Raw genomic sequence first — 24,484 nt, forward strand, 5'->3', positions numbered from 1 at the left:
GGGCGGTCCCGCCGGCCCGGGCGGTCAGTCTCCCGGGCGTGCGGATGCGATCAGGTGATGCGGGGCCCGTCGGGCAGCTCGAGGTCGGGCTTGTCCAGCTCCTCGACGTTGACGTCCTTGAACGTCAGCACCCGCACGTTGCGGACGAACCGCGCCGGCCGGTACATGTCCCAGACCCAGGCGTCGGAGAGCTTGAGCTCGAAGAACACCTCGCCGCCGGCCTCGCGGACCTGCAGGTCGACGGCGTTGGCCAGGTAGAAGCGCCGCTCGGTCTCCACCACGTAGGTGAACTGCCGGACGATGTCCCGGTACTCGCGATAGAGCTGCAGCTCCATCTCGGTCTCGTACTTCTCCAGGTCCTCGGTGCTCATCGCGGCTCTCCGGAGATCGTGCGCATGCCCCCATCATCGACCATGCCGCCGGCAGCGGTGAGCTGGAGTTCCCGGACGGCGCGCGCGTCGCGGGCGCGGACGACGTTGACGAAGCGCGACCGGTGCTCGGGACAGGGCCCGTGACGCTCCAGCGCGGCGGTGTGCGCCTCGGTCGTGTAGCCCTTGTGCACCGCGAAGTCGTACTCGGGGAAGCGCTCGTGCACGTCGAGCATGATCCGGTCCCGGGTCACCTTGGCCAGCACCGACGCCGCGGCCACGCAGGCGGCGACCCGGTCGCCCTTCCACACGGCCAGGGCCGGCACCCCGAGGCCGGGCACGGAGAACCCGTCGGTGAGCACGTAGTCCGCCGGCGGGTCCAGCGCGCTGACCGCGCGGCGCAGCGCCTCGAGGTTGGTGACGTGCATGCCGCGCGCGTCGAGGTCGGCGACCGGGACGACCACGACCGACCAGGACAGCGCGCGGTCGACGACCTCGGCGTAGACCCGCTCCCGCGCCGCGGCGGTCAGGAGCTTGGAGTCGGCCAGCCCGGGGACCCGTCCGCGGCGGCCGGCGGGGAGCACGCACGCGGCGGCGACCAGCGGCCCGGCGCACGCGCCGCGGCCGGCCTCGTCGGCGCCGGCGACGGCGGAGAAGCCGCGCCGGCGCAGCGACCGCTCCATGTCCCAGAGCGAGTCGTCGCGGCCCGGGTCGCCGGCGGGGTCCGTACGGCGGGTGCGGTGGACCGGCGTCGCGGCGGCCCGGTGAGCGGGGGGAGGACGGCCTGCCATCGCCGTCCGACACTACGACGCCCCGGGGACACGACCCGCCCCCGGGACGGCAGGACGGGCCGGCGCGCAGACGGCGGCGGGCCGGCCCCCGGGGTCAGAGGGGGCCGGCCCGTCGTCCCGGTCCGGCCGCCGAGGAGGCGGACGGCCGGCCGGGGGCGCCGGACCCGGCGCGGTGCTGCCGGGCCCGGGCGCCGGGATCAGACCTCGGCCGGAGCCGGGGCGGGGGCGGTCAGCGCGTGGGCGCCGCAGGTGCAGGTGCCGGAGGAGCGGGAGGACAGGACCAGCGAGACAGCGTGCGCGCGGTCGCGGGCGCCGAGCTTGCGCAGGATCGCCTTCACGTGCGACTTGACGGTGTCCTCGCTGATGAACAGGTTGCGGCCGATCTGCCGGTTGGACTGGCCCTGCAGCAGCTCGTCGAGGACGTCCTGCTCGCGCCGGGTGAGCGGCACCTCGGGGGTCAGCGGCTTGCCGACCGGGGCGGCGGCGGGCTCGACGCGGCGGATCTGCGGGTCGACGACGGTCCGGCCGGCGCGGGCGGCCAGGATCGCCCAGCCGAGCAGGGTCGGCGAGGTGTTGAGCATCAGGTAGCCGCGGACACCGGCGGCGACGGCCTCGTTGACCACGGCCGGGTCCTCCGAGGTCGCGAGGGCGACGACGGCGACCCGCGGGAAGCGGCGGCGCAGGTCGCGGACGACGTTGAGGGTGGCGGCGCGGCCGGCGCCCATCTCGACGACCACGGCGTCGGGCCGGGCGGTCTCGACGAGGGTGAGGGCGCGGCGCAGCTCGCCGGGGGTGCCCACCGACTGCATGCCGGCGGTCTCGTTGATCATGCTGACCAGGCCGCGCCGCAGGACGGGGGCGTCGGCGAGGAGGAGCACGCGGGTGACGCCTCGGGCAGCGCTCGCCAGGGGTGCGGACACGACTTTCTCCATTTCGGTGGACCGGGTTGCTCTCGACTACTCCATCGGGATGAATGGCGCGGTCCTTGAACACTTCCTGGGGATTTTTTCCGCACCCGGTATTGGTAGCTCCCGTCACACGAGAAACCGGAGAGGTGACCGTTCCGCATTTGTCGACATGGGGACGCCGTTTGCGGGAATGGTGCACGAAAGACGACGGCGCCGTCCCTCGGGGAGGGACGGCGCCGTCGGGAGGCGGGCGGAGGTCAGCCCGGGGGCGAGCGGCGCAGCCGGCGCCGGCGGTTCCACGCCGCGACCGGCAGCGCGCCGGCGAGGCCCGCACCCAGCGGGAGCACCTGGCCGACCGCGCCCGCGGCGGCGGCCGCCTCCGTGCCCTGGATGTCCGGGGAGTCCAGCGTGCCGAACCGGGACACCGGCCAGACGATCAGCGCGGCCTTGCCGATCACGTCGTCGACGGCGACGGTGCCGCCGTAGCGGTCGCCGACGTGCGAGCGGGAGTCGGCCGAGGCCGACCGGTGGTCCCCCATGACCCACAGCCGGCCCTCGGGCACGGTGACGGGGCCGAAGGCGCGCGACTCCAGCGGGGTGTCCTCGTAGATGTAGGGCTCGTCGAGCGGCTCGCCGTCGACGGTCACCCGGCCCTCGGCGTCGCAGCACTGCACGGTCTGGCCGCCCACGGCGATGACGCGCTTGACGTAGTCGTCCTCGCTCGGCGGCGCCACGCCGACGGCCCGGCCCAGCCACAGCAGCCCGCCGGTGAACCAGTTCGAGGGCTCGGAGACCTCGACCTCGGGCGTCCAGGTGTCCGGCCCCTCGAAGACGACGATGTCGCCGGGCTCGGGATCGCCGAACCAGTACGGGACCTTGTTGACCAGGACGCGGTCCCCGGTGCAGCCGGTGCAGCCGTGCAGCGTCTGCTCCATCGACCCGGAGGGGATGAAGAAGGCCTGTGCGAGGAAGGTCTTCACCAGCAGCGCGAGCACGAAGGCCACGAGCAGCAGCACCGGCAGCTCGCGCAGCAGCGAGCTCTTCTTCTCCGGCTCGTCCCGCCGCCGCCAGGTGCGGCGGTGGCCACCGGTGTCCGGCCGCTCGGGCGTGGGGTCGTCCCCCGGGACGACGTCGGCGGGCCCTCCGGACCGATCGCTGCTCATCGGGAGCCAGCGTACGGCCGCGGAGGACCCGCCGTGGTCAGGCCGGGTCGGACCGGCCCGGAGTCGTCCGGCCGGAGCCGGGGACGGTCAGCGCGCGACGGTCTCGCGACGCTCCTTGATCTTGGCGGCCTTGCCGCGCAGCTCACGCAGGTAGTAGAGCTTGGCCCGGCGGACGTCACCGCGGGTCAGCACCTCGATCTTCTCGACGACCGGGGTGTGCACCGGGAAGGTGCGCTCCACGCCCACGCCGAAGCTGACCTTGCGGACGGTGAAGGTCTCGCGGATCCCGCCGCCCTGGCGCCGGATCACGACGCCCTGGAAGACCTGGATGCGCGAGCGGTTGCCCTCGACGACGCGGACGTGCACCTTGACGGTGTCCCCGGGGCGGAACTCGGGGATGTCGTCGCGCAGCGAGTCGGCGTCGAGTACGTCCAGGGTGTTCATCGCAGCATTCCTCGGTCTCAGCGTTGGCTCGTCGTCGGCCCGGGCATCGGGGTGCCCCACGCTCCGGACCAGGTGGCTGCGACTCCGGGAGGAGTGCCCGTCGGCGGCGCCTCCGGTCTGCAGCGACTCTCTACTGTGCCACACGGGCGCCACCCTGCCGAGCTCGGGCCGGGGCGGGCTGGTCCCAGGGCCGGTCAGTCGACCACGCGGGGTGGCCGGCGCCACGGCCCGGCCAGCAGCTCGGGCAGCACCGCGGCGAGCTCGCGGGGCGCGAACTCCACGTCCGCCGCGGCGATCTCCGCGGCGGTCCACCACCGGTGCGGCTCCTCCCCGAGCAGCTCCAGCTCGGTCCGGCCGGTGGCGTCCACCTCGTGGACGACGTCGCGCAGGACGAAGAAGGTCTCCCGCGAGTCGATCTGCACGCCGGCGAACGGGCCGACGTGCCGCCGGAACCACACCGGGCCCTCGAGGGCCGCGGGGTCGACGACCAGGCCGATCTCCTCGACCAGCTCGCGGGCGGCGGCCTCGCGGACGGTCTCGCCGTCCTCCACTCCCCCGCCGGGCGTGTACCAGAACAGCACGTCGCCGGGCGGGACGGCGGGGTCGGTCAGCCGGGCGCCGAGCAGCAGCACCCGCCCGTCGGGGTCGAGGACGACGACCCGCGCCGTGGGACGCACCCAGGCGCGGTCAGGCACCGTCGAGGACCGCCCGGTCGGCGGGTGACAGCGCGTCCTCGGGCAGCGCGGCCAGCAGGTCGGGACGCCGGGTCGCGGTCCGCCGCAGCGACTCCGCGCGGCGCCAGCGGGCGATCGCGGCGTGGTCGCCGGAGAGCAGCACCGGCGGGACGTCCAGCCCGCGCCAGGACGCCGGCCGGGTGTAGGAGGGGCCCTCGAGCAGCCCGTCGGCGTGCGAGTCGAACGCCACCGACTCGCGGTTGCCGACGACGCCGGGGATCAGCCGGGTGACCGCCTCGACCATCACCAGCACCGCGGACTCGCCGCCGGCCAGCACGTAGTCGCCGATCGAGACCTCCGACACCGGCCCGGACGCGGCGGCCCACTCGGCCACCCGCTGGTCGATGCCCTCGTAGCGGCCGCAGGCGAACACCAGCCCGGGCTCGGCGGCCCACTCGGCGGCGACGGCCTGGGTGAACGGGCGCCCGGCGGGCGTGGGCACGACCAGGCGGGTGCCGGGCGGGCGGACGGCCTCCAGGGCGCGCGCCCACGGCTCGGGGCGCATGACCATGCCGGGGCCGCCGCCGTAGGGGGCGTCGTCGACGGTGCGGTGGACGTCGTCGGTCCACTGCCGCAGGTCGTGCACGCCGATGGCGACCAGGCCGCGCTCGGCGGCCTTCCCGAGCAGCGACTGCCGGAGCGGCGCCAGGTACTCCGGGAAGATCGTGACGACGTCGATGCGGTACGGGTCGGTCACAGGTCGAGCAGCCCCTCGGGCGGGTCGACGACGACGAACCCGCCGGGCACGTCGACGGTCGGCACGATCGCCGTGACGAACGGGACCAGCAGCTCGCCGGCCTCGCCGCGGTCGACGACCAGCAGGTCCGCGCCCTCGTGGCGGACCGCGGCGACCTCGCCCAGCGGCGTGCCGTCGGTCAGCCGGGCGGCCAGGCCGACGAGCTGGTGGTCGTAGAAGTCGTCGGGGTCCTCCAGCGCCGGGAGGTCGGCGAGCGGGACCTCGAGCAGGGTGTCGCGGAGGGTCTCGACGGTCTCGCGGCTGTCGTAGCCCTCGAACGCGAGCAGCAGCACCTCGCGGTGCCAGCGGGCGCCGGCGACGGTCAGCGGCCCGCGCTCGGCGGGGACGGTGCGCAGGACGGCGCCGGGGCGGAAGCGCTTCCCGGGGTCGTCGGTGCGGACCTCGACGGTGGCCTCACCACGGACACCGTGGGGCCGGCCGATGCGGCCGACCACCACGGTGTCGGTGGAGGGGTTCTGCGCGTCCAAGCCGCGCGGCTCAGCGCCCGTCGGTGTCGACGACGTCGACCCGCAGGCCGCGGCCGCCGACGCCGGTCATGACGGTGCGCAGCGCCTTGGCGGTGCGCCCGCCGCGACCGATCACCTTGCCGAGGTCGTCGGGGTGGACCCGGACCTCGAGGGTCTTGCCGCGACGGCCGCCGACCAGGTCGACGGTGACGTCGCGCGGGTGGTCGACGATGCCCTTGACCAGGTGCTCGAGCGCCTCTTCGAGCACGTCTTACTCGGCGGGCGTCGTGGTGGCGCCGGCGGCCGGGCCCTCGCCACCGGCACCGGCGGCCTCGGCCACCGTGGCGGCGGCGTCGTCGGCCTTGGGAGCGGCCTTCTTCCTCGGGGTGGTCGCACCGGCGGCCGGCTCCTCGCCGGCGCTGCGGACGGCCTCCTCGTAGAGGGCCTTGCGGTCGGGCTTGGGGGCGGCGACCTTCATGGGCGGCGGGGCCGGCTCGCCCTTGAACTTCTGCCAGTCACCGGTGACGCGGAGGATGGCCGCGACCGGCTCGGTCGGCTGCGCGCCGACGCCCAGCCAGTACTGCGCGCGCTCGCTGTCGACCTCGATGAAGGAGGGCTCCTCCTTCGGGTGGTACTTGCCGATCGTCTCGATGACGCGGCCCTCGCGCTTGGTGCGCGAGTCGGCGACGACGATGCGGTAGTACGGAGCACGCATCTTGCCCAGACGCATGAGCTTGATCTTGGTGGCCACGGTGGCTCGGAATCTCCTCGAACGCTGTTCGTCGGTGCTCGCCGGACGGACGCGTGGGGTTACGCCGGGGCGGAGCCAGGGACACGGCCGGCGTCGGTGAGAGGGCCGCGCACCGCCGTGTTCGACCGACCATGATGCCAGATGCCGGGAGGCGTGCCATGACCAGCCGGGGTCTGCTCCACCACGTCGAGCTGTGGGTGCCCGACCTGGCCCGCGCCGAGCGCTCGTGGGGCTGGCTGCTGACCGCGCTGGGCGCGCAGCCGTACCAGTCGTGGGAGCACGGCCGGTCCTGGCGGCTCGGCGACGTCTACGTCGTCGTCGAGCGGTCGCCGGACCTCACCACGGACACCCACGAGCGCCGCCGGCCAGGCCTCAACCACCTCGCGTTCTGGGCCGGCACCGCCGACGACGTCGACGCGCTGGTGGCCGCGGCGCCGGCGCACGGGTGGCGGCTGCTGTTCGCCGACCGCCACCCGTTCGCCGGCGGCCCGCGGCACCGGGCGGCCTACCTCGAGGACGCCGACGGCTACGAGGTCGAGCTGGTCCCCGGCCGGACCTGAGCGAGCACCGCGGCGGCGGCGTCGGCCACCGGCACCTCCGACCGCTCGCCCGTCGCCCGGTCGCGCAGCTCGACGACGCCGTCGGCGAGCCCGCGGCCGACGGTCACGATGGTCGGCATCCCGAGCAGCTCGGCGTCCTTGAACTTGACCCCGGGCGACACCTTCGGCCGGTCGTCGTAGAGGACGGTCAGGCCGGCGGCGACCAGCTCGTCGGACAGCGCCTGCGCGGCCTCGAACACCGCGGCGTCCTTGCCGGTGGCGACGACGTGCACGTCGGCCGGGGCGATCTCGCGCGGCCAGACCAGGCCCAGCTCGTCGTGGGTGGACTCGGCGATCGCGGCGACGGCGCGGGAGACGCCGATGCCGTAGGAGCCCATGGTGACCGTGACGAGCCTGCCGTTCTCGTCGAGCACCTGCAGGCCCAGGGCGTCGGCGTACTTGCGGCCCAGCTGGAAGATGTGCCCGATCTCCACGCCCCGGGCGAGCTCCAGCGGGCCCGAGCCGTCGGGCGCGGGGTCGCCGGGCAGCACCTCGGCGGCCTCGACGGTGCCGTCCCAGGAGAAGTCGCGCCCGGCCACCAGGTCGAACACGTGCCTGCCGGGCTCGTTGGCGCCGGTGACCCAGCGGGTGCCGGGGACGACCCGAGGGTCGACGAGGTAGCGGATGCCCGACTCGCTGTCCTTCCCGAGCACCTGCGGGCCGATGTAGCCCTTGACCAGCGCCGGGTGCGCCTCGAAGTCGGTGAACGGCTCCACCTCGGCCGGCGCCACCTGCGCCTCCAGCCGCTTGGCGTCGACCTCGCGGTCGCCGGGGATGCCGATGACCAGCGGCTCCCGGGTGCCGTCGGGGTGCACGAGCGTGACGACGACGTTCTTGAGCGTCGAGGCGGCCGTGTAGCCGGCGTCGGGGAACAGCTCCCGCGCGACGGCGACCAGCGTCTCGATGGTCGGGGTGTCGGGGGTGTCCTCGACGTGCGCCTCGGGCAGGCCCTCGATCGGCAGCGGCTCGGGGACGACGGTGCTGACCGCCTCGACGTTGGCCGCGTACCCGCCGGGCGAGCGGACGAAGGTGTCCTCGCCGATCTCCGTCGGGTGCAGGAACTCCTCGCTCCTGGAGCCGCCCATCGCGCCCGACATCGCCGAGACGATCACGTACTCCAGGCCCAGCCGGTCGAAGATCTGGACGTAGGCGGCGCGGTGCGCGGCGTAGGAGGCGTCCAGCCCCGCGTCGTCGACGTCGAAGGAGTAGCTGTCCTTCATCGTGAACTCGCGGGTGCGGAACAGCCCGGCCCGGGGCCGCGCCTCGTCCCGGTACTTGGTCTGGATCTGGTACAGCGACAGCGGCAGGTCCTTGTACGACGAGTACAGGTCCTTCACCAGGAGCGTGAACATCTCCTCGTGCGTGGGGCCGAGGAGGAAGTCCGCGCCCCGGCGGTCCTGCAGCCGGAAGAGGTTGGGGCCGTACTCGGTCCAGCGGTTGGTCGCCTCGTAGGGCTCGCGGGGCAGCAGCGCCGGGAAGTGGACCTCCTGCGCGCCCATCCGGTCCATCTCCTCGCGGACGACGCGCTCGACGTTGCGGAAGACCCGGTAGCCCAGCGGCAGCCAGGTGAAGCCGCCCGGCGCGGCCCGGCGGATGTAGCCGGCCCGCACGAGCAGGCGGTGGCTGGGGACCTCGGCGTCGGCCGGGTCGTCGCGCAGGGTGCGCAGGAACAGGGAGGACATCCGCAACAGCACGGCACGAGTCTCCCAGGGCGCGCGAACGGGTTGTGCCGCGCGGTCAGCGGCCCGCAAGAGCGGTGCAAGTCCCGGCCGCGACGGTCGTCCCCGGCGAGCCGCCGACCGGCGGCCTCTCCCCCGCCGACACCCGGCTCGACCACCCTGGAGTCCCCCGTGCGCACGCCCCGCCGCCTGGCCACCGCCGTCCTCGCCCTCACCGCCGGCGCCTCGCTGGCCGCCTGCTCCACCGCGGTCAGCGGCTCGGCCACGCCCGTGTCGCGGGGTGCGGAGGCCCCAACCGAGCCGGCCGCCCCGCCGGTGGAGGAGGCCGGGGAGACCGGGCCCGTGACCGACCCCGCGCCCGGGACCGGCAGCGTGCCCGCGAGCGACGACGACCTGCCGGTCCCCGGCGCCGGCGTCCCCGGCGACGAGGGCCTGTGCCAGGCGGTGGCCGGGTGGTTCGGCTACGTCGGCCTGTCGCTGGTCGCGGTCGACGGGACCGGCCACGTCGACCCCGCCGGCGTCGTCCCGCTGCTCGAGGCGCTGCGCGACGCCCCGGCCGGCCACCGGGACGCCGGCGCGCCGGTGCTCGCCGCCGCCGACGCCGTGTCCGCGGCCACCGACGCCGCGATCGACGACGTGCGGTCCGGCGGCGACGTCATCACCGCGGTCACCGACCTGACCGGCCCGGTCACCGAGTTCGGCACCGCCTGCGCCGCCGCCGGCGTCGACGTCTGACCGCGCTCAGACGACCCGGCCGCGCAGCACCGTGAGCTGCGGTCGGGTCAGGACGCCGAGGTCGGCGCGCGGGTCGCCGTCGTAGACGGTGAGGTCGGCCGGCGCGCCCTCCTCGATGCCGGGCAGGCCCAGCCAGGCCCGCGCGGACCACGACGCCGCGGCCAGCGCCGCCTCGGCGGGCAGGCCGGCGTCGCACAGCGCGCGGACCTCGTCGGCGATCCGGCCGTGCTCGATGCCGCCGCCGGCGTCGGTGCCGGCGAACACCGGCACGCCGGCCTCGAACGCCGCCCGCACCACCGCGCCGGAGGACGCGTACAGCCGCCGCATCGTGCTCGCGTACGCCGGGAACCTCCGCTCCCCCGCGGCGGCGAAGCCGGGGAAGTTCTCCACGTTGACCAGCGTCGGGACGACGGCGGTGCCGCGCGCGGCCATCTCGCCGACCAGGTCCTCGGTGAGCCCGGTGCCGTGCTCGACGCAGTCGATGCCGGCGCGGATCAGGTCCGGCAGCGCGTCGGTGCCGAAGGTGTGCGCGGTGACCCGCGCGCCCTCCTCGTGCGCCGCCGCGATCGCCTCGGCCACGACGTCGGCCGGCCACTCGGGCGCGAGGTCGCCCACCGACCGGTCGATCCAGTCGCCGACCAGCTTCACCCAGCCGTCGCCGCGGCGGGCCTGCACCCGCACCTGCTCGACCAGCCCGGCCGGCTCCAGCTCGACGGCCAGCCCCGGGATGTAGCGCCGGGTCGCGGCCAGGTGCCGGCCGGCGCGGACGATCGTCGGCAGGTCGGGCTCGTCGTCCAGCGCCCGGGTGTCGACCGGCGAGCCGCAGTCGCGCAGCGCCAGCACCCCGGCGGCCCGCTCGGCCAGCGCCTGCTCGCGCAGCCCGGCGAGGTCCTCGACGGGGACCCCGCCGCGGCCGATGCCGACGTGGCAGTGCGCGTCGACCAGGCCCGGCAGCAGCCAGCCGCCCCGGGAGACGGTCTCCGCGCCCGGGACCCGCTCGAAGGTGACCCGGCCGTCGCGGATCCAGAGGTCGCGGTGCTCGCCCTCGGGGAGGACGACCCCGGACAGGTGCAGGGAGGGGGCGGTCACCGCCCGGGCCGCTCGTCCCCGAACTTGCTGAAGTCGAGCTTGCTGAGGTCCGGCAGCGCCTGGCCCGGCGGCAGCGAGGGCATGCCGCCCGGCAGGCCACCGGGGAAGCCGGCGCCCGGGGGCAGGCCCGGGGCGCCCATCGGCCGGCGGGCCGGGGCCTTGCCGCCGCCCTTGCCCTTCTTGCCCTTGCCCTTCTTGGAGGACTGGGCCTGCATCTGCCGGCCGCGGGCCTTCTTCGACATCGGGCCCATGCCCGGCAGACCCATGCTGCCGGCCATCTGGCCCATCATCTTCTGGGCCTGCGCGAAGCGCTCCAGCAGCTGGTTGACCTCGGTGACGGTCACGCCCGAGCCGTTGGCGATGCGCACCCGCCGCGACGCGTTGATGATCTTCGAGTCGACCCGCTCCTGCGGGGTCATCGAGCGGATGATCGCCGCGGTGCGGTCCAGGTCGCGGTCGTCGACCTGCTTGAGCTGCTCCTTCATCGCGCCCGCGCCGGGCAGCATGCCGAGCAGGTTGGCGATCGGGCCCATCTTGCGGATGGCCATCATCTGCTCGAGGAAGTCCTCGAGGGTGAAGCCCTCGCGGCTGACGAGCTTGCCGGCCATCTTCTCGGCCTGCTCGGCGTCGAAGGCCTGCTCGGCCTGCTCGATGAGGGTGAGCACGTCGCCCATGCCGAGGATGCGCGAGGCCATCCGCTCGGGGTGGAAGACGTCGAAGTCGGTGAGCTTCTCGCCGGTGGAGGCGAACATGATCGGCTGCCCGGTCACGTAGCGGACCGAGAGCGCGGCACCACCGCGGGCGTCGCCGTCGAGCTTGGTGAGCACGACGCCGGAGAAGCCGACGCCGTCGCGGAACGCCTCGGCCGTGGTGACGGCGTCCTGGCCGATCATCGCGTCGACGACGAACAGCGTCTCGTCCGGCTGGACGGCGTCGCGGATGCCGGCGGCCTGCGCCATCAGCTCAGCGTCGATGCCCAGCCGGCCGGCGGTGTCGACGACGACGACGTCGTGCATCGTGCGGCGGGCGTGCTCGATCGAGTCGGCGGCCACCCGGATCGGGTCGCCGACGCCGTTGCCCGGCTCGGGCGCGAAGACGTCGACCCCGGCCTGCTGGGCGACGATCGAGAGCTGGTTGACCGCGTTGGGCCGCTGCAGGTCCGCGGCGACCAGCAGCGGCGCGTGCCCCTGGGACTTCAGCCAGCGGCCGAGCTTGCCGGCCAGCGTGGTCTTACCGGAGCCCTGCAGGCCGGCGAGCATGATCACCGTGGGCGACTGCTTGGCGTAGCGCAGCCGCCGGGTCTCGCCGCCGAGGATCTCGATGAGCTCCTCGTTGACGATCTTGATGACCTGCTGCGCCGGGTTGAGCGCCTGCGACACCGCGGCGCCGCGCGCCCGCTCCTTGATCGCCGCGATGAAGGCACGCACGACCGGCAGCGCGACGTCGGCCTCGAGCAGGGCGATGCGGATCTCGCGCGCGGTGGCGTCGATGTCGGCGTCGGTGAGCCGGCCCTTGCCCCGCAGGCCGGTGAAGACCTTGTCGAGGCGGTCGGAGAGAGTCTCGAACACGAGCAGTCCTCAGCAGTCACGGGCGCGGACGGGCCGCGCCACCTGACCCCAGGGTATCCAGCCGGGACGTCCCGGCCCGGTCGAGCGTGCCGCTCAGGCCGCGCGCCGCACCGCCGCCGCGCCGACGACCCCCGCCCCGCCGACCAGGAGCGCACCACCGCAGCCGGTGCAGATCCACTCCGGGCACCCACCGGCGTCGTCGGTGTGCCCGTCGGCGCACGGCGGCTGCTCGAACACGCGGTCCTCGCCGCAGTCCCGGCACGGCCAGGTCGGCAGGGCTGCGGTCTGCTGGACGGTCACGCGGATCCCCCTCGGCGTCGGTTGCGGGACCGGTCCGTCCCGCCTCGTCCCGACGGTCGCACGGGGCACGGACAGTTCCGGGTCGCCTCAGCCCGGTGTGTCACCGCCGGTGCGTGCCGGGTCGGGGACGGCGCCACGCGCCGCGGCCACCAGCGCCGCCTCGACCCGGGCCCGCCGCCCGGCGTCGATCGGGCAGCCGGCGGGGTTGCAGACGTAGAAGTAGTCGGCGGCGTCGGCCCCCAGGGTCTCGATCCGCGCGGAGGTGACGTCGAGGCCCTCGGCGACGAGCGCGGCGGTGAGCCGGTACAGCAGGCCCGCCCGGTCGCCGGCGCGCACCTCGACGATGCTGGTCGCCTCCCCGCTGACCTCCGAGTCGTGCCAGGAGATCCGCGGCGGCACGGACCGGGCGGCGTCCTGCCGGTAGTCGGCCTCGCGCTGGCGCAGCCGGTCGGCCAGCGGCAGCGTCCCCTCCAGGGCGGCGCGGACGGCGTCGGCCAGGATCGTCGGCTGCGGCGCGCGGCCGAACCGCGGGCGGACGGCGAACACCGCGGTCGCCCGGCCCTCGACGACGTTCACCTTCGCCGCCCGGACGTCGAGCTGGTTGAGCGCGAGCACCCCCGCGAGCCGGCTGAACAGGCCGTGCGAGTCGGGCGCCCCGATGGTCACCTGCTGCCCGTCGGCGACGTCCTCGACCCCCACGGTGACCGCGCCGTCGCCGCCGGCCTGGGTGACCGTCGGCTCGGTGGGGTGCAGCACGGGGTCGGCCCCGTCGACCACGGTGCCGCCGAGGTGCGCCTGCACGCGGGCCACCAGGTGCGCGACCAGGTGCGCCTTCCACGGCGACCACGCCGAGGTGCTGGTGGCCGCGCCGTCGGCCTGCGCCAGCGCGTGCAGCAGGTGCAGCACCTGCGCGTCCCGGCCGATCGTGTCGGCGACCCGCTCGATGGTGGCCGGGTCGTCGATGTCGCGGCGGGTGGCGGTGTCGGGCAGCAGCAGGTGGTGGCGGACCAGCGTGCCCACGGTGGCGACGTCGGCCGGCGTGAAGCCCATGCGCTCGGCGACGCCGGCGGCGACCGGCTCCCCGACGACGCTGTGGTCGCCGGGCCAGCCCTTGCCGACGTCGTGCAGCAGCGCCGCGACCAGCAGCAGGTCGGGCCGGTCGACGTCGTGGGTGAGCTCGGCGGCGGCCGCGGCGGCCTCGACCAGGTGCCGGTCGACGGTGAACCGGTGCCACGGGTGGCGCTGCGGCAGTGAGCGCACCCGGTCCCACTCCGGCAGCAGCCGGGCCAGCAGGCCCTCCTGGTCCAGCTGCTCGAGGACCGGCACCGCCGCGCGGCCGCTGGCCAGCAGCCGCAGGAAGGACCAGCGCACCTCGGCCGGCCACGGCTCGGGCACCGGCGGCGAGTGCACGGCGAGCACCTTGAGCGTGTAGGGCGACAGCAGCAGGTCGGCCCGGGCCGCGGCCGCGGCGCCGCGCAGCACCAGCCCGGGGTCGGCGGCCGGGCGCGCGTCGCGGGCGAGCACCACCTCGTCGCCCTGGCGCACCACGCCCTCGGCCAGCGGCTCGCGGCGCACCCGGCGGTAGCGGGCGCGCGGCCGCCGGACCAGCGCGGCCTCCACCCGCCGCCAGGTGTCGTCGGCGACGAAGGCCAGCCGGCGCCCGGCCAGGCTCACCTCGCGCAGCAGCACGTCCTCGTCGGCGAGACCGAGCGCCGCGGCGACCGGGCGCTGCTCCTGGCGCACGAGGACGTCGGTGGGCCGGCCCGAGCGGCGGCGCAGCTCGTCGCGGACGTCGAGCAGGAAGGAGTAGGCCGCCTCGGCCTCGGCGGAGGGCTCGTCGCCGAGCTGGGCGGCGGCGACCGCGCGCAGCACCTGGCCCTCGCGCAGGCCGCCGTAGGCCTCCTTGAGGTCGGGCTCGAGGAGGAAGGCCAGCTCGCCGACCTGGCGGGCGCGGCCGCGGCGCAGGTCGCGCAGCTGCGGCAGCAGCCTCGACGCCGACTGCCGCCAGCTGGCCAGCGTGGCGGTGCGCAGCGCCGCGGCGAGGGCCGCGTCGCCGGCGACCAGCCGCGCGTCGAGCAGGCCGAGGCCGGCCTTCACGTCGGTGGAGGCCACCGACACGGCCTCGGCCACCGAGCGCACCGAGTGGTCCAGCCGGACGCCGGCGTCCCAGATCGGGTACCAGACGGCGTCGGCGAGGGCGGCGACCTCCGGCCGGCCGTCGTGGACCAGCACGAGGTCCAGGTCGCCGTGCGGGGGCGGCTCGCGCCGGCCGAGGCTGCCCACGGCCACGAGCGCGACGCCGTCGGTGCCGGTGCGCGGGGGCGGGCCTCCCCGGCCCTGCCGCGGCGGCGGCGTGCCGGCCACGGCGTCGGCCAGCAGGCCGCCCAGCCAGGCGTCGAGCACCCGCACCCGCCCGGCGCGCGGCAGGTCGGGCAGCCCCTTCAGGTCCGGCACGGTCCCCCCTGGTCGGTTCGGTCGACGGGCTGCACCGGCGTCGGCCGGGGCGGTGGTCGCCCCACCACCCCGGCCGACGGACGGGCTCCGGTCGGGACCCGGCTAGAGCGCGTCCTCGCCGCGCTCGCCGGTCCGGACCCGCACGATCTCGTCGATCGTGGTGACCCAGACCTTGCCGTCGCCGATTTGGCCGGTGGAGGCCGACTCGACGACGGCGTCCACCACGCGGGCGGCCTCGATCTCGCCGACGACGACCTCGATGCGGACCTTCGGGACGAAGTCCACCTGGTACTCGGCGCCGCGGTAGACCTCGGTGTGGCCGCGCTGGCGGCCGAAGCCCTGGACCTCGCTGACGGTGAGCCCGGTGATCCCGATCAGCTCGAGGGCGTTCTTCACGTCGTCGAGCTTGAAGGGCTTGATGATGGCGGTGACGAGCTTCATGCCCGGACCCCTTCCGTGGTCTTGGGGGTGGTGGCCTGGTGCAGCGCGGAGCCGCTGCCGCCACCGAGACTGGTGAAGTCGTACCCGGACTCCGCGTGGACGACCGTGTCGATGCCGGCGACCTCGTCCTCCTCGCTGACCCGGAAGCCCATGACGGCCTTGACGACCGCGGCGATCACCAGCGTCAGGACGAAGGAGAACACGAGCACCGCGCCGGCCCCGACGGCCTGCCGCCAGAGCTGGTCGACGCTGCCGCCGAAGAAGAGGCTCTCCACGCCGGCCGGGGCGTCGGGGTCGGCCAGGAAGCCGATGGCCAGGGTGCCCCAGAGGCCGCCGACGAGGTGCACGCCGACGACGTCGAGGGAGTCGTCGTAACCGAGGCGGTACTTCAGGCCGACGGCGAGGGCGCACAGCGCGCCGGCGACGACGCCCACGATGATCGCGCCGACCGGCGAGACCGCGGAGCAGGCCGGGGTGATGGCGACCAGGCCCGCGACGGCGCCGGAGGCGGCGCCCAGCGAGGTGGCGTGGCCGTCGCGCAGCTTCTCGGTGACCAGCCAGCCGAGGACGGCGGCGCCGGTGGCGGCGAGGGTGTTGACCCAGACGACGGCGGCGGTGTTGTTGGCCGCGAGCGCGGAGCCGGCGTTGAAGCCGAACCAGCCGAACCACAGCAGGCCGGCGCCGAGCATGACCAGCGGCAGGTTGTGCGGGCGCATGGCCTCGCGGCCGAAGCCGCGCCGCTTGCCGAGCACCAGGGCCAGGGCGAGGCCCGCGGCACCGGCGTTGATGTGCACCGCGGTGCCGCCGGCGAAGTCGATCGCCGCCAGGTCGTTGGCGATCCAGCCGCCGGTGTGGGTGACCACGCCGTCGTCGTCGGTGAGGGTGAAGTCGAAGACCCAGTGGGCGACCGGGAAGTAGACGACGGTGGCCCAGATGCCGGCGAAGACCATCCAGGAGCCGAACCTGGCGCGGTCGGCGATGGCGCCGGAGATCAGGGCGACGGTGATGATCGCGAAGACCGCCTGGAAGCCGACGAAGGCCATCGACGGCAGGCCGCCGGCCTCGCTCGTCGTGTCCTCCATGAGGCCCTTGAGCCCGAAGAACTCGCCCGGGTCGCCGAGCAGGCCGAGGCCGACGTCGTCGCCGAACGCGACGGAGTAGCCGTAGAGCACCCAGAGCACGGTGATGAGCGCCAGCGCGCCGAAGCTCATCATCATCATGTTGAGGACGCTCTTCGCGCGGACCATGCCGCCGTAGAAGAGCGCGAGGCCCGGCGTCATCAACAGCACGAGAGCCGCGCTGGTGAGGATCCAGGCGGTGTCGCCGGTGTTGACCACGGCAACCTCCTGAGGTGGGTCGTGGGCCGTCGGCCGCAACGAGGGAACGGGCCCCGGCGGGCCGGGGACGGTCGGGGTCGCGGTCGCCCCCTTCCCTGGCGGCGACGCGGCGTTCACGGTGCCGGGGCGTTGTTTCCGGGGGCGTCGTCGCCGCGTTTCCGGACCGTGAACTCCGCGCCGCGTGTCCCGGGGTCGTGTGACGGCCGTGTTGCCGGGGCGCGTGGGCGTGGCCGCGGCCACACCCGGAGTCCGTCTGCGAGGGGTGTGCAGTTGCAAACGGTGTGCAATAAGGTTCCCGCGGGTGGTACCCGGCCGCCCGCGAGTCCCGTGGAGGTCCGCGTGCACGTCCCCGACGGCTTCCTGGACGCGCCGACGTCCGTGGCCACCGGCGCGGCGGCCGCCGGCGCGGTCGCCCTCGCGCTGCGCGGCGCCCGTCGTGAGCTCGACGAGCGCACCGCTCCCCTGGCCGGCCTCACCGCCGCCTTCGTCTTCGCCGTCCAGATGGTCAACTTCCCGGTCGGCGTCGGCACCAGCGGCCACCTGATCGGCGGCGCGCTCACCGCGGTCCTGGTCGGGCCCTGGACGGCGGTGCTCTGCACGACCGTCGTCCTCGTCGTCCAGGCGGTGCTCTTCGCCGACGGCGGGCTCACCGCGCTGGGCACCAACGTGACGCTCATGGGCGTGGTCGCCGTCGGCGTGGGCTACGGCCTGTTCCGCCTGCTGCTGCGGGTCCTGCCGCGCACCCGCGGCGGGCTGCTCGCCGCGGCCGGTGCCGGGGCGTTCGCGTCGGTGCCGGCGGCCGCGCTCGCCTTCGTCGCGCTGTTCGCCGCCGGCGGGGTCGCCGACGTGCCCCTCGGCACGGTGGCCGCGGCCATGGGCGGCATCCACGTGCTCATCGGCATCGGCGAGGCGGTCATCACCGTCGCGGTGCTGGGCGCGGTGCTGTCGGTGCGGCCGGACCTCGTGCACGGCGCCGCGCACCTGCGCCGCCCCGCCGACCTCGCCACCCGCCCGGGCCTGCGGACCGAGGAGGCCGTGCGATGAGCCGCCGTCGCGGCCTGTGGCTCGTGGGCCTGCTCGTCACGCTCGTCGTCGCCGGCTTCGTCAGCCACTACGCCAGCTCGCACCCCGACGGCCTGGAGTGGGCCGCGGGCGAGACCGGCTTCGCCGACACCGCCCGCGACAGCGCCACCGCCGGGTCGCCGCTGGCCGACTACGCCGTGGAGGGCGTGGACGACGGCCGGCTGTCGGGCGGGCTGGCCGGGATCGCCGGCGTCGCGGTCACCCTGGTGCTCGCCGGCGGCCTGACCCTCCTGCTGCGCCGGCGGAGCGGCCGGCCGGCCGAGGTGGGCAGCACCTCCGCGGAGGACTGACGTGGGCGCCGGGCACGGCGGCCCGCTGGGCGCGGCCTACGTCAGCGGCACCAGCGTGGTGCACCGCCTCGAGCCGCACGTGAAGCTGGTCGCGGTGCTGGCCTTCGCGCTGGTCGTCGTCGCCACCCCGGTGCACGCGGGGTGGGCACCGGCCGCCTACGCCGGGTACGCCGCCCTGGTGCTCGCCGCGGCCGCCGTCGCGCGGGTGCCGGCCGGGCGGCTGGCCCGCGGGCTGGTCGTCGAGGTGCCGTTCCTGGTCTTCGCGCTGCTGCTGCCGGTCGTGTCGCGCGGCCCGCGGGTCGAGGTGCTCGGCCTGTCCCTGTCGGAGAGCGGGCTGGCCGCCGGCCTCGGGCTGCTGGCCAAGGCGACGCTGTCGGTGCTCGCCGCCACCGTGCTCGCGGCCACCACCGAGCCGCGGGAGCTGGTGCGCGGGCTGCAGCGGCTGCGGCTGCCGGCGGTCCTCGTGCAGATCCTCGCGTTCATGGTCCGCTACGCCGACGTCGTCGGCGGCGAGCTGCGCCGGATGCGGGTGGCCCGGGAGTCCCGCGGCTTCCGGAGCCGCGGGCCCGGGGCGCTGCGCGTGGTGGCCGCCGGCGCCGGGGCGCTGTTCGTGCGGTCCTACGAGCGCGGCGAGCGCGTGCACCTCGCGATGCTGTCGCGCGGGTACACCGGCGCGCTGCCCACCGGGCCGGTCGCCGCGGTGCCCGCCGGGGCGTGGCTGGTGGCGCTGAGCCTGCCCCTGTCCGCCGCCGCGGTGCTCGCGGCGGGGATGCTGCTGGGGTGAGCACTCCCCCGTCCGCACTCCTCGTGGAGGACCTCGCCTTCGCCTACCCCGACGGCCACCAGGCGCTGTTCGGCGTGGACCTGCGGCTCGAGCCCGGCGAGCGGGTGGCGCTGCTCGGGCCCAACGGCGCGGGCAAGACGACGCTCGTGCTGCACCTCAACGGGATCCTCGCCGGCGGGCGCGGCCGGGTGACCGTCGGCGGGCTGCCGGTGGAGAAGCGGAACCTCGCGGAGGTGCGCCGGCGGGTCGGCATCGTCTTCCAGGACCCCGACGACCAGCTGTTCATGCCGACCGTCGGCGAGGACGTCGCCTTCGGCCCGCGCAACCTCGGCCTGCCCGAGCCCGAGGTCGCCGCCCGGGTGGCCGCGGCGCTGGAGCAGGTCGGCATGGCCGGCGCCGCCGACCGCCCGCCGCACCACCTGTCCTTCGGCCAGCGCCGCCGGGTCGCCGTCGCCACGGTGCTGTCGATGCACCCGGAGGTGCTGGTGCTCGACGAGCCGTCGTCGAACCTGGACCCGGCCGGCCGGCGCGAGCTGGCCGAGGTCCTCACGGCCCTGCCGGTGACCATGCTGATGGTCACCCACGACCTGCCCTACGCCCTGCAGCTGTGCCCGCGCTCGGTGGTGCTCGACGGCGGCGTCGTGGTCGCCGACGGGCCGACCCGCGAGCTGCTCTCCGAGGCCGACCTGCTGGCCGCGCACCGGCTCGAGCTGCCCTTCGGGTTCGACCCGACCCGCGTCTGAGCCTCCGTCGACGTCGTCCGGCCCTCCCGGGCACCGCCCCGAGCGTGCGAGGGGTGGGGAGGAGGGGGTCCTCCCGCTAGTCCGCGGCGCCGACCAGGCCCTCGGCGAAGGCCTCCGGCTCGAACGGCGCGAGGTCGTCGGCGCCCTCGCCCAGGCCGATCAGCTTGACCGGGATGCCGAGCTCGCGCTGCACCGAGACGACGATGCCGCCCTTGGCGGTGCCGTCGAGCTTGGTGAGCACCACGCCGGTGACGTCGACGGCCTGGGTGAACACCCGCGCCTGCACGATGCCGTTCTGCCCGGTGGTGGCGTCGAGGACCAGCAGCGTCTCGGTGACCGGGCTCTGCTTCTCCACGACCCGCTTGATCTTGCCCAGCTCGTCCATGAGGCCGGACTTGGTGTGCAGCCGCCCGGCGGTGTCGACGACGACGGTGTCGACCTCGGCCTCGACGCCCGTGCGCACCGCCTCGAATGCCACCGACGCGGGGTCGGCGCCCTCCCGCCCGCGGACGGTGAGCACGCCCACCCGCTCGCCCCAGGTCTCGAGCTGGTCGGCGGCGGCGGCGCGGAAGGTGTCGGCGGCACCGAGGACGACGCTCTTGCCGTCCCCGACGAGCACGCGGGCGATCTTGCCGACCGTCGTCGTCTTGCCGGCGCCGTTGACCCCGACGACGAGGAGCACGCCGGGCCGCCCCCCGTGCCGGTCGGTGGCCAGGCTCCGGTCGAGGTCGGGCCCGAGGACGGCCGTCAGCTCGCGGACGAGCAGCGCGCGCAGGTCGGCGGGCGTGGCGGTGGCCAGCACCATCGACTGGGTGCGCAGCCGCTCGACGATCTGGGTGGTCGCGGCGACGCCGACGTCGGCGGCCAGCAGGGTCTCCTCGACCTCCTCCCAGTCGTCCTCGGTGAGCCGCTCGCGGGCGAGCACGGTCAGCAGGCCGCGGCCGAGCGAGGACTGCGAGCGGGCCAGCCGCGAGCGCAGCCGGACCAGCCGGCCGGCCGACGGCGGCGGCGTCTCGAAGACGACGCCCGGCTCCGCCTCGGCCGGCGGCAGCTCGACGGCGGGCGGCGTCTCGGGCGAGACGGTGTCCGGCTCGGCCGGCGCGAGACCCTGACCGGAGGCGGTGGCACCCGACGGCCGGTCCTCCCGCGGCGGCGCGGGCGGTGGCGCCGTGGGCGGCCGCGGGCGGGTGAGCGTGGTGCCGGCGGCGGCGTCCTCGTCCAGCCGGGTGGTACGGCGACCGCGGCCCACCAGGAGGCCCACCCCGGCGACCAGGGCCACGAGGACGATCGCGATCGCGATCAGCACGAACTCCATGCCGGTCAGTCTCCCAGTTCGCGCTCAGCGGGTTCTGGGCGGAACCCGGGTCGGTGGGCGAGGCTGGCGGCCATGCCGCCGCCCGCCGGGGATCCCCCGGCCCTCCTGCTCGGCCCGCTCCTGCGACACGTCGACCCCGTGTCGGCGACCGCTTGGGTGGAGACCGACCGCCCGTGCACCGTCGACGTCCTCGGGCGCAGCGCGCGCACCTTCCGCGTGGGCGGGCACCACTACGCGCTCGTCGTCGTCGAGGGGCTGGCGCCGGGCAGCACCACGCCCTACGAGGTGCACCTGTCGACCGACGGCACCGACGGCGTCCGGGTGTGGCCCGAGGAGGGCTCGCCGTTCCCGCCGAGCCGGATCCGCACGCCCGGGCGGCCCGGGCCCTTCCGGCTGGCCTTCGGCTCCTGCCGCTACGCCTCACCGGGCACCGTCGACGTCGCCGAGGGCATCCCGCCCGACGCGCTGGACGCCTACGCCGAGCGGGTCGCGGCGCTGCCCGAGGACGAGTGGCCGGACGCGCTGGTGCTGCTCGGCGACCAGGTCTACGCCGACGAGCTGACCCCGGCGACGCGCAGCTGGCTGGGCCTGCGCCGGGGCGGGCCGGTGCGCCACGACGCCCAGGTGCACGACCTGGAGGAGTACACGCGGCTCTACGCCGAGTCCTGGAGCGACCCGCAGGTGCGGTGGCTGCTGGCCACCGTCCCGTCGTCCATGGTGTTCGACGACCACGAGATGATCGACGACTGGAACACCTCGGCCGCCTGGCGGCGCCGGGTGACCACGACGGACTGGTGGGCCGACCGCATCGCCGGCGGCATGGTCAGCTACTGGGTCTACCAGCACCTGGGCAACCTCTCCCCCGCCGAGCTGGCGGCCAGCGGGACGTGGCAGGCGGTGTGCGCGCTGCCCGAGGGGGCCGACGCCGAGCCGGTGCTGCGCGAGATGGCCGAGGTCGCCGACCGGGACCCGCGGTCGGTGCGCTGGAGCTACGTGCGCCACTGGGGCGACGCGCGGCTGCTCGTGGTGGACAGCCGGGCCGGGCGGGTGCTCGACGAGCAGTCCCGCCGGATGGTCGACGACGACGAGTTCGCCTGGATCGAGGAGCAGGTGCGGGCCGCGGTCGCGGACGGCGTCGAGCACCTGCTGGTCGGCACGTCGCTGCCCTGGCTGCTCCCCCACGCGATCGACGCGATCGAGCGCTGGGACGAGGCGCTGGCGGTCCGGCACGAGGGGCGGCCGCTGGGCCGGCTGGCCGAGGCGCTGCGGCAGGCCGCCGACCTCGAGCACTGGGCCGCGTTCGGGCACTCCTTCGACCGGCTGGCCGCCGCGCTGCTGGCCGCGGCCCGCGGCGAGCACGGCCGGGCGCCGGCGACGGCGGTGGTGCTCTCCGGCGACGTCCACCACGCCTACGCCGCCGAGGTGGTCTCCCCCGGCGGCCTGTCCGGGCGGGTGCACCAGCTCACCGTCTCGCCGCTGCACAACCAGGCGCCGCACCCGATCCGGGTCGGGTTCCGCATCGGCTGGAGCCGCTGGGCGCGGCGGCTGACCGGGGCGATCGCGCGGGCGGCCCGCGTCCGTCCCGCGTCGGTGGAGTGGGTCAAGGCGGCCGGGCCGTTCTTCGGCAACCAGGTGGGCGAGCTGGTGCTCGAGGGCCGGCGGGCGCGGTTCGTGCTGCACGTGAGCGACCACCGGGCCGACGGCGAGGAGTGCCTGCAGCAGGTGCTCGACCTGCCGCTGGCCGGTCCGGTGCCCGCTGCGGCCCCGGCGGCGGAGGTGACAGGCTGACGGGGTGACCGATCCCCGTGGTGTCAAGCCGGCCCCCGGGCCCGACCAGCCGCCCATCCCCGTCCGGCTGGTCACCTTCAACACGCACCACGGCGTGGGCGACGACCGGCGGCACGACCTGCCGCGGCTGGCGAAGGTGCTCGCCGCCGCCGACGCCGACGTCATCTGCCTGCAGGAGGTGGACCGGCACTTCGGCGAGCGCAGCGAGGACGTCGACCAGGCGCTGCTGCTGTCCCGGGCGCTGGACGTGCAGCTGGCGTGGGGCCCGGCGATCGACGAGGCCCGCCCCGGGGACGCGCCACGGCGTCAGTACGGCAACGCGCTGCTGTCCCGGCTGCCGATCCTGGTCAGCGACGTCCACCCGCTGCCGGGCAGCGGCGAGCCGCGCAGCGCGCTGCGCACCCTGGTGGAGCTCGACGGCGGCGCGCTGTGGGTGACCACCACCCACCTGACGACGCGGTCGGCGGCCGAGCGCGCCGAGCAGGTGGAGCTGCTGGCGGCGCTGACCACCGAATCCATGGCCACCGGCGTGCTGGTCGGCGACCTCAACGCCGCCCCCGACGCCCCCGAGCTCGCCGGCCTGCGCGAGCGGTTCACCGACGCCTGGGAGGTCGCGGGCGAGCGCGAGGACCAGGCGCGGTGGCGCTTCTGGCAGCGCGAGGAGGGCCTCACCCACCCCGCCCGCGCCCCGCACGCGCGCATCGACCAGGTGTGGGTGACCCCGGGCATCCAGGTCGCCGGGGCGCGGGTCCTCGACGGCGCCGGCGCCTCGGACCACCTGCCGCTGGTCGTCGACCTGCTGGTCCCCTCCGGGGTCTGAGGACGCCTCAGGCGGACGCGGCGTCGGCCTCGCGCAGGCGCTGGCTGATGACGCCGGTGATGCCGTCGCCGCGCATGCTCACGCCGTAGAGGGCGTCGGCGATCTCCATCGTCCGCTTCTGGTGGGTGATGACGATCAGCTGCGACGTCGCCCGCAGCTGCTCGACGAGGGTGAGCAGCCGGCCCAGGTTGACGTCGTCGAGGGCGGCCTCGACCTCGTCGAGCACGTAGAACGGCGAGGGCCGCGCTCGGAAGATCGACACCAGCAGCGCGACGGCGGTCAGCGAGCGCTCGCCGCCGGACAGCAGCGACAGCCGCTTGACCTTCTTGCCCGGCGGGCGGGCCTCGATCTCCACGCCGGTGGTGAGCATGTCCTCGGGGTCGGTGAGCACCAGCCGGCCCTGCCCGCCGGGGAACAGGGTGGCGAAGACGCCCTCGAACTCGCGGGCGACGTCGGCGAACGCGGACGCGAACACGTCGTGGATGCGCCCGTCGACCTCGCGGACGACGGTCAGCAGGTCCCGGCGGGTGGCCCTGAGGTCCTCGAGCTGGGTGGCGAGGAAGGTGTGCCGCTCCTCGAGCGCGGCGAACTCCTCCAGCGCCAGCGGGTTGACCTTGCCGAGGGTGGTGAGGTCCCGCTCGGCGCGGGCGGCCCGGCGCTCCTGGGTGGCGCGGTCGTAGGGCACCGCGGCGGGCTCGGGCTCGCCTGCGGCCTCGGCGGCGGCGACCTGCGCCGGGGTGGGCGGCACCGGAGCGGCCGGCCCGTACTCGGCGACCAGCGTGGGCAGGTCGACGCCGAACTCCTCGGCGGCGCGCTCCTCCAGCGCCTCGATGCGCAGCCGCTGCTCGGCGCGGGCGACCTCGTCGCGGTGCACCTCGTCGGTGAGCCGCTCCAGCTCCGCGGTCGCCGCGCGGACCCGGGTGCGGACCTCGAGCAGCTCGGCCTCGCGGGCGGTGCGCTGCCGGGCCAGCTCGTCGCGCTCGGCCGCGGCGCGGGTCAGCGAGCCGGTCAGCGCGGCGAGGGCCTCCTCGGCGCCGGCGCGCAGCCGGTCGGCGACCTCCGCGCCGCGGCGGCGGGCCAGCCGGGCGGCCGCGGCG

General features: G+C 75.7%; 27 protein-coding genes. 8 read left to right on the forward strand and 19 right to left on the reverse strand.

Annotation, left to right across the window (positions count from 1 at the left end):
- Positions 1–50 precede the first annotated feature (50 nt).
- The 10 genes from ACFO3M_RS20695 to rpsP all read right to left on the reverse strand — a co-directional run bounded on the left by ACFO3M_RS20695 (position 51) and on the right by rpsP (position 6,362).
- A complete protein-coding gene (locus tag ACFO3M_RS20695; protein ID WP_387993427.1) occupies positions 51–371 on the reverse strand; it encodes a DUF2469 domain-containing protein in 321 nt (106 codons plus the stop codon).
- A complete protein-coding gene (locus ACFO3M_RS20700; protein ID WP_387993429.1) occupies positions 368–1,159 on the reverse strand; it encodes a ribonuclease HII in 792 nt (263 codons plus the stop codon). Before ACFO3M_RS20700 ends, ACFO3M_RS20695 begins: the two co-directional genes overlap by 4 nt.
- Before the next feature lie 197 nt (positions 1,160–1,356).
- Positions 1,357–2,079: a LuxR C-terminal-related transcriptional regulator gene (locus ACFO3M_RS20705; protein ID WP_387993432.1), complete on the reverse strand. Its 723-nt coding sequence runs from the start codon at positions 2,077–2,079 to the stop codon at positions 1,357–1,359.
- 245 nt (positions 2,080–2,324) lie between these two features.
- Complete coding sequence (gene lepB, locus ACFO3M_RS20710; RefSeq protein WP_387993435.1) at positions 2,325–3,230, reverse strand: signal peptidase I; 906 nt, start codon at positions 3,228–3,230, stop codon at positions 2,325–2,327.
- 87 nt (positions 3,231–3,317) lie between these two features.
- Complete coding sequence (rplS, locus tag ACFO3M_RS20715; protein ID WP_387993438.1) at positions 3,318–3,674, reverse strand: 50S ribosomal protein L19; 357 nt, start codon at positions 3,672–3,674, stop codon at positions 3,318–3,320.
- Positions 3,675–3,868: 194 nt separating this feature from the next.
- On the reverse strand, positions 3,869–4,369 hold the full coding sequence (locus ACFO3M_RS20720; RefSeq protein WP_387993440.1) for an NUDIX hydrolase: 501 nt from the start codon (positions 4,367–4,369) through the stop codon (positions 3,869–3,871).
- Positions 4,362–5,105, reverse strand: a complete 744-nt coding sequence (gene trmD / locus ACFO3M_RS20725) for a tRNA (guanosine(37)-N1)-methyltransferase TrmD (RefSeq protein ID WP_387993442.1) — start codon at positions 5,103–5,105, stop codon at positions 4,362–4,364. The genes ACFO3M_RS20720 and trmD overlap by 8 nt, the downstream gene beginning before the upstream one ends.
- Positions 5,102–5,632 (reverse strand): ribosome maturation factor RimM, encoded by a 531-nt coding sequence (gene rimM / locus ACFO3M_RS20730; RefSeq protein WP_387993444.1) that lies wholly within the window; start codon positions 5,630–5,632, stop codon positions 5,102–5,104. Before rimM ends, trmD begins: the two co-directional genes overlap by 4 nt.
- Positions 5,633–5,642: 10 nt before the next feature.
- Positions 5,643–5,879, reverse strand: a complete 237-nt coding sequence (locus ACFO3M_RS20735) for an RNA-binding protein (RefSeq protein ID WP_387993447.1) — start codon at positions 5,877–5,879, stop codon at positions 5,643–5,645.
- A 3-nt stretch (positions 5,880–5,882) separates the two neighbouring features.
- Positions 5,883–6,362 (reverse strand): 30S ribosomal protein S16, encoded by a 480-nt coding sequence (gene rpsP, locus ACFO3M_RS20740; protein WP_387993450.1) that lies wholly within the window; start codon positions 6,360–6,362, stop codon positions 5,883–5,885.
- 158 nt (positions 6,363–6,520) lie between these two features.
- Between rpsP and ACFO3M_RS20745 the strand changes: the two genes are divergently transcribed.
- Positions 6,521–6,922, forward strand: a complete 402-nt coding sequence (locus ACFO3M_RS20745; protein ID WP_387993453.1) for a VOC family protein — start codon at positions 6,521–6,523, stop codon at positions 6,920–6,922.
- Here the strand turns inward: ACFO3M_RS20745 and ACFO3M_RS20750 are convergent.
- Positions 6,889–8,655, reverse strand: a complete 1,767-nt coding sequence (locus tag ACFO3M_RS20750; protein WP_387993456.1) for a proline--tRNA ligase — start codon at positions 8,653–8,655, stop codon at positions 6,889–6,891. The two genes, ACFO3M_RS20745 and ACFO3M_RS20750, sit on opposite strands and share 34 nt — an antisense overlap.
- Before the next feature lie 156 nt (positions 8,656–8,811).
- Between ACFO3M_RS20750 and ACFO3M_RS20755 the strand changes: the two genes are divergently transcribed.
- Positions 8,812–9,375 (forward strand): hypothetical protein, encoded by a 564-nt coding sequence (locus tag ACFO3M_RS20755; protein WP_387993459.1) that lies wholly within the window; start codon positions 8,812–8,814, stop codon positions 9,373–9,375.
- Between the two features lie 6 nt (positions 9,376–9,381).
- Here the strand turns inward: ACFO3M_RS20755 and ACFO3M_RS20760 are convergent, their stop codons facing one another.
- The 6 genes from ACFO3M_RS20760 to ACFO3M_RS20785 form a co-directional block, all read right to left on the reverse strand.
- Positions 9,382–10,464: an amidohydrolase family protein gene (locus ACFO3M_RS20760; protein ID WP_387993461.1), complete on the reverse strand. Its 1,083-nt coding sequence runs from the start codon at positions 10,462–10,464 to the stop codon at positions 9,382–9,384.
- Positions 10,461–12,032, reverse strand: coding sequence for a signal recognition particle protein (ffh, locus tag ACFO3M_RS20765; protein ID WP_387993463.1), 1,572 nt, complete (start codon positions 12,030–12,032; stop codon positions 10,461–10,463). Before ffh ends, ACFO3M_RS20760 begins: the two co-directional genes overlap by 4 nt.
- Before the next feature lie 93 nt (positions 12,033–12,125).
- On the reverse strand, positions 12,126–12,332 hold the full coding sequence (locus ACFO3M_RS20770; RefSeq protein WP_387993465.1) for a hypothetical protein: 207 nt from the start codon (positions 12,330–12,332) through the stop codon (positions 12,126–12,128).
- Between the two features lie 87 nt (positions 12,333–12,419).
- Positions 12,420–14,786, reverse strand: a complete 2,367-nt coding sequence (locus ACFO3M_RS20775; RefSeq protein WP_387993467.1) for a [protein-PII] uridylyltransferase — start codon at positions 14,784–14,786, stop codon at positions 12,420–12,422.
- A gap of 102 nt (positions 14,787–14,888) precedes the next feature.
- Positions 14,889–15,227 carry a P-II family nitrogen regulator gene (locus tag ACFO3M_RS20780; RefSeq protein ID WP_073421809.1) on the reverse strand — a complete coding sequence of 113 codons (339 nt, stop codon included), beginning with the start codon at positions 15,225–15,227 and terminating at the stop codon, positions 14,889–14,891.
- On the reverse strand, positions 15,224–16,564 hold the full coding sequence (locus ACFO3M_RS20785; RefSeq protein WP_387993470.1) for an ammonium transporter: 1,341 nt from the start codon (positions 16,562–16,564) through the stop codon (positions 15,224–15,226). The genes ACFO3M_RS20780 and ACFO3M_RS20785 overlap by 4 nt, the downstream gene beginning before the upstream one ends.
- Positions 16,565–16,903: 339 nt before the next feature.
- On the opposite strand from ACFO3M_RS20785, the gene ACFO3M_RS20790 reads away from it, so the two are divergent.
- From ACFO3M_RS20790 to ACFO3M_RS20805, 4 genes are read left to right on the forward strand one after another with little or no spacing between them, the layout of a single operon-like run.
- Positions 16,904–17,608, forward strand: a complete 705-nt coding sequence (locus ACFO3M_RS20790; protein ID WP_387993473.1) for an energy-coupling factor ABC transporter permease — start codon at positions 16,904–16,906, stop codon at positions 17,606–17,608.
- Entirely contained in the window at positions 17,605–17,937 is a 333-nt protein-coding gene (locus ACFO3M_RS20795) for a PDGLE domain-containing protein (RefSeq protein ID WP_387993483.1), read from the forward strand. The genes ACFO3M_RS20790 and ACFO3M_RS20795 overlap by 4 nt, the downstream gene beginning before the upstream one ends.
- 1 nt (position 17,938) lies before the next feature.
- A complete protein-coding gene (cbiQ, locus tag ACFO3M_RS20800; RefSeq protein ID WP_387993486.1) occupies positions 17,939–18,721 on the forward strand; it encodes a cobalt ECF transporter T component CbiQ in 783 nt (260 codons plus the stop codon).
- Positions 18,718–19,464 carry an energy-coupling factor ABC transporter ATP-binding protein gene (locus ACFO3M_RS20805; RefSeq protein ID WP_387993489.1) on the forward strand — a complete coding sequence of 249 codons (747 nt, stop codon included), beginning with the start codon at positions 18,718–18,720 and terminating at the stop codon, positions 19,462–19,464. Before cbiQ ends, ACFO3M_RS20805 begins: the two co-directional genes overlap by 4 nt.
- Positions 19,465–19,540: 76 nt before the next feature.
- Here ACFO3M_RS20805 and ftsY read toward each other — a convergent pair whose 3' ends face one another.
- Positions 19,541–20,779: a signal recognition particle-docking protein FtsY gene (gene ftsY, locus ACFO3M_RS20810; RefSeq protein WP_387993492.1), complete on the reverse strand. Its 1,239-nt coding sequence runs from the start codon at positions 20,777–20,779 to the stop codon at positions 19,541–19,543.
- Positions 20,780–20,851: 72 nt separating this feature from the next.
- Here ftsY and ACFO3M_RS20815 point away from each other — a divergent pair, with 72 nt between their 5' ends.
- Positions 20,852–22,567, forward strand: coding sequence for an alkaline phosphatase D family protein (locus ACFO3M_RS20815; RefSeq protein ID WP_458167597.1), 1,716 nt, complete (start codon positions 20,852–20,854; stop codon positions 22,565–22,567).
- Positions 22,568–22,571: 4 nt separating this feature from the next.
- Positions 22,572–23,387 (forward strand): endonuclease/exonuclease/phosphatase family protein, encoded by an 816-nt coding sequence (locus tag ACFO3M_RS20820; RefSeq protein WP_387993498.1) that lies wholly within the window; start codon positions 22,572–22,574, stop codon positions 23,385–23,387.
- Positions 23,388–23,394: 7 nt separating this feature from the next.
- On the opposite strand, the gene ACFO3M_RS20825 is transcribed toward ACFO3M_RS20820, so the two are convergent.
- The coding region (locus ACFO3M_RS20825) for an AAA family ATPase (RefSeq protein WP_465253861.1) at positions 23,395–24,484 on the reverse strand (1,090 nt) is incomplete at its 5' end.

Origin of the sequence: Geodermatophilus arenarius (assembly GCF_042654585.1) — a bacterium.
Taxonomy (GTDB): domain Bacteria; phylum Actinomycetota; class Actinomycetes; order Mycobacteriales; family Geodermatophilaceae; genus Geodermatophilus; species Geodermatophilus arenarius.